The following is a 3,537-nucleotide window of genomic DNA, read 5'->3' on the forward strand; positions in this document are numbered from 1 at the left end:
GGCCGTCGATGGCCGAGCGCCTGCCGCGCGGCATCGGCGCCCTCGGCCTCAGCACGGCCTTCGGTGCGCTGGCGCTCGCCGGCTTCGTCGCCAGCGGCCGCTACGACGCCTTCGTCATCGAGAACGGCCGCCCCCTCGACATCCTCGCCCGCGTCGCCGGCTTCGGCGTCGAGCGCGTCACCATCTCGGGCATCTCGCGGATGTACGAGCGCGAGGTGCTCGCCGCCGCCGGCATCGACTGGCGCTCGTCCGTGCCCTTCCTCGACGTCGCCGAGGTGCGCGCCCGCCTGCTCCGGGTGCCGCTGATCGCCTCCGTCTCGGTGCGCAAGATCTATCCCCGCGAGATCGTCATCAACCAGGTCGAGCGCGAGCCCGCCGCCCTGTGGCAGATGAACGGCGAGATCAGCGTCATCGCCGCCGACGGCACGATCATCGATACGATGCGCGACGACCGCTACGCGAGCCTGCCGCTGGTCGTCGGCGACGACGCCAACACCAAGCTCGGCGAGTACCTCGCCCTGGTCGCCGCGGCCGGCCCGCTCGCCGACCGCATCCGCGCCGGCACCTACGTCTCCGGCCGGCGCTGGACCCTGAAGCTCGACGGCGTCGACATCCGCCTGCCGGAAATCGAGCCCGGAGCCGCGCTGGCCCGGCTGGTCGAGCTCGAGCGCGCCAACCGCCTGCTGGAGAAGGACATCATCGCGGTCGACCTGCGGATGCCCGACCGGGTCGTGGTCCGCCTCACCGAGGAAGCCGCGGCCGCCCGGGCCGAGGCGCAGAAGAAGACGAAGAAGGGGACCGCGACGTGAGCGCAGTCCGGTCCACCCGCCGCCCCGCCCGTTCCCCGTCCTTCGTCGGTAAGCGCTGATGCATTCCCAACACGGCCTGACGCCCCGCCTGAAGCCGCTCTCGGCGCGCCGCAGCACCACGCTGTCGGTGCTCGACATCGGCACCAGCAAGGTCGTCTGCCTCATCGCCGAGCTGCAGCCGGCCGAAGCCCTCACCACGCTGAAGGGCCGGACGCACCTCGCCCGCATCATCGGCATCGGCCACCAGCGCTCGCACGGGCTGAAGGGCGGCGCGATCGTCGACCTCGAGGCCGCCGAGGGCGCGATCCGGCAGGCGGTGCACGCCGCCGAGCGGATGGCCAAGGTCGAGGTCCAGTCGGTCATCGTCAACATGAGCGGCGGGCGCCTCGCCTCGCAGCACTTCCAGGCGCGGGTCAACGTCCGCACCGGCACCGTCACCGGCGCCGACGTGGAGCGCGTGCTGGAGACCGCGAGCGCCCACGGCGTCAGCCCCGGCCGCGCCGTGCTGCACGCGCTGCCGACCGGCTACGCCCTCGACGGCCAGGGCGCGGTGATCGACCCCTCGGGGATGATCGGCGAGGCGCTCGGGGTCGACCTCCACGTCGTCACGGCGGAAGCCGCGGCCGCCCGCAACGTCATGCTCGCGATCGAGCACTGCCATCTCGGCGTCGAGGCGGTGATCGCCACCCCCTACGCCGCCGGCCTCTCGGCGCTGGTCGACGACGAGGCCGAGATGGGCGTCTGCGTCGTCGACATGGGCGGCGGCACCACGAGCTTCGGCGTGTTCTCCGGGGGGCACCTCGTCCACACCGACGCGATCGCGGTCGGCGGCCACCACGTCACCATGGACATCGCCCGCGGGCTCTCGACCCGGGTCGCGGCGGCCGAGCGGCTGAAGACGCTCTACGGCTCGGCCATCGCCACCCCGTCGGACGAGCGCGACATGATCGCCGTCCACGGCGTCGGCGAGGACGAGGGCGAGACCCCGAACCACGTTCCGCGCTCGCAGCTGGTGCGGATCATCAAGCCGCGGGTCGAGGAGGTGGTCGAGCTCGTCCGCGACCGCCTGCGCGCGGCCGGCTTCGCCGCCCAGGCGGGGCGCCGGGTCGTGCTCACGGGCGGCGCGAGCCAGCTCGTCGGCCTGCCCGAGGTCACCCGCCGGGTGATGCAGGGCCAGGTCCGGATCGGGCGCCCGCTCGGCATCCGCGGCCTGCCCGAGGCGGCCAAGGGTCCGGCCTTCTCGGCCGCGGTCGGCCTGCTGGTCTACCCGCAGGTGGCGCATGCCGAGCACTTCGAGCCGCGGGGGCAGCGCGCCTTCGCCGGCACCGGCACCGACGGTTACATCGGCCGCGTCTACGAGTGGCTGAAGCAGGGTTTCTAGGCGTTTTCCCGGGCGCCCTCTCGCGCCCGGCCTCGACGAATCGGCGCTTCCTCCACGGAGGCGCTCCGGACAACGCGTTAAAGGTCACGAAGGGCTCGACACCATGGCCATCTCTCTCCAGGCGCCTGACATCCGCGAACTCAAGCCCCGCATCACCGTGTTCGGTGTCGGCGGCGCCGGCGGCAACGCCGTCAACAACATGATCGAGTCGGGCCTGCTCGGCTGCGAGTTCGTCGTGGCCAACACCGACGCCCAGGCGCTGACCTCGTCGAAGGCCGAGCGCGTGATCCAGATGGGGCTGGGCGTGACGCAGGGCCTCGGCGCCGGCTCCCACCCCGAGGTCGGCTCGGCCGCCGCCGACGAGGTGATCGACGAGATCCGCGACCAGCTCTCGGGCGCGCACATGTGCTTCATCACCGCCGGCATGGGCGGCGGCACCGGCACCGGCGCGGCCCCCGTCATCGCCCGCGCCGCCCGCGACATGGGCATCCTCACCGTCGGCGTCGTGACGAAGCCGTTCCAGTTCGAGGGCCTGCGCCGCATGCGCACGGCGGAAGCCGGCATCCAGGAGCTGCAGGCGGCCGTCGACACGCTGATCGTGATCCCGAACCAGAACCTGTTCCGTGTCGCCAACGAGAAGACCACCTTCGCCGACGCCTTCGCGATGGCCGACCAGGTGCTCTACTCGGGCGTCGCCTGCATCACCGACCTGATGGTCAAGGAAGGCCTGATCAACCTCGACTTCGCCGACGTGCGCGCGATCATGCGCGGCATGGGCAAGGCGATGATGGGCACCGGCGAGGCGTCCGGCGAGAAGCGCGCCAGCCGCGCGGCGGAGGCCGCGATCGCCAACCCGCTCCTCGACGACGTCTCGATGAAGGGCGCCCGCGGCCTGCTGATCTCGATCACCGGCGGCGCCGACCTGACCCTGTACGAGCTCGACGAGGCCGCCACCCGCATCCGCGAGGAGGTCGACCAGGAAGCCAACATCATCCTCGGCGCGACCTTCGACGAGAGCCTCGACGGCATCATCCGCGTCTCGGTCGTCGCCACCGGGATCGAGCCGGCGCTGATCTCGGCCAACTCGCCGAACAACAAGGAGATCGCCGAGACCGAGCAGCGCATCGCCGAGGTCGCCGAGCGCCTGCGCTCCGAGGCCCGCTCGCGCGCCGCCCAGAACGCCCCGAGCTTTCGCGCCGCGGCCGAGCCGGCCGTGACGCAGGCTCAGCCGGCCCCCGTCCAGCCCGCGCGCCCGGCCCCCGAGCCGGTGCAGCACGCCGAGCCCCGCATCGAGGCGGCTCCGGTGATGCGCGACGACATCATGCTGACCCAGTCCCAGCCCCGCGC

The 3,537-nt window shown here is 72.6% G+C and carries 3 protein-coding genes; all 3 read left to right on the forward strand.

Annotated elements, in window-relative coordinates:
• On the forward strand, window positions 1-809 hold an 809-nt coding region (locus tag FV230_RS26060), incomplete at its 5' end, for a cell division protein FtsQ/DivIB (protein WP_147729213.1).
• Between the two features lie 58 nt (window positions 810-867).
• On the forward strand, window positions 868-2,190 hold the full coding sequence (ftsA, locus tag FV230_RS26065) for a cell division protein FtsA (protein ID WP_147729212.1): 1,323 nt from the start codon (window positions 868-870) through the stop codon (window positions 2,188-2,190).
• A gap of 103 nt (window positions 2,191-2,293) precedes the next feature.
• A partial coding sequence (ftsZ, locus tag FV230_RS26070) for a cell division protein FtsZ (RefSeq protein ID WP_187275623.1) occupies window positions 2,294-3,537 on the forward strand: 1,244 nt, incomplete at its 3' end.

This window comes from Methylobacterium sp. WL6, from assembly GCF_008040095.1.
In the GTDB taxonomy this organism is placed as follows: Bacteria; Pseudomonadota; Alphaproteobacteria; order Rhizobiales; family Beijerinckiaceae; genus Methylobacterium.

Bases quoted from the DNA above. Each gene is read 5' to 3' on its own strand.
- ftsA (WP_147729212.1), top strand. From the start codon at position 868: ATGCATTCCCAACACGGCCTGACGCCCCGCCTGAAGCCGCTCTCGGCG.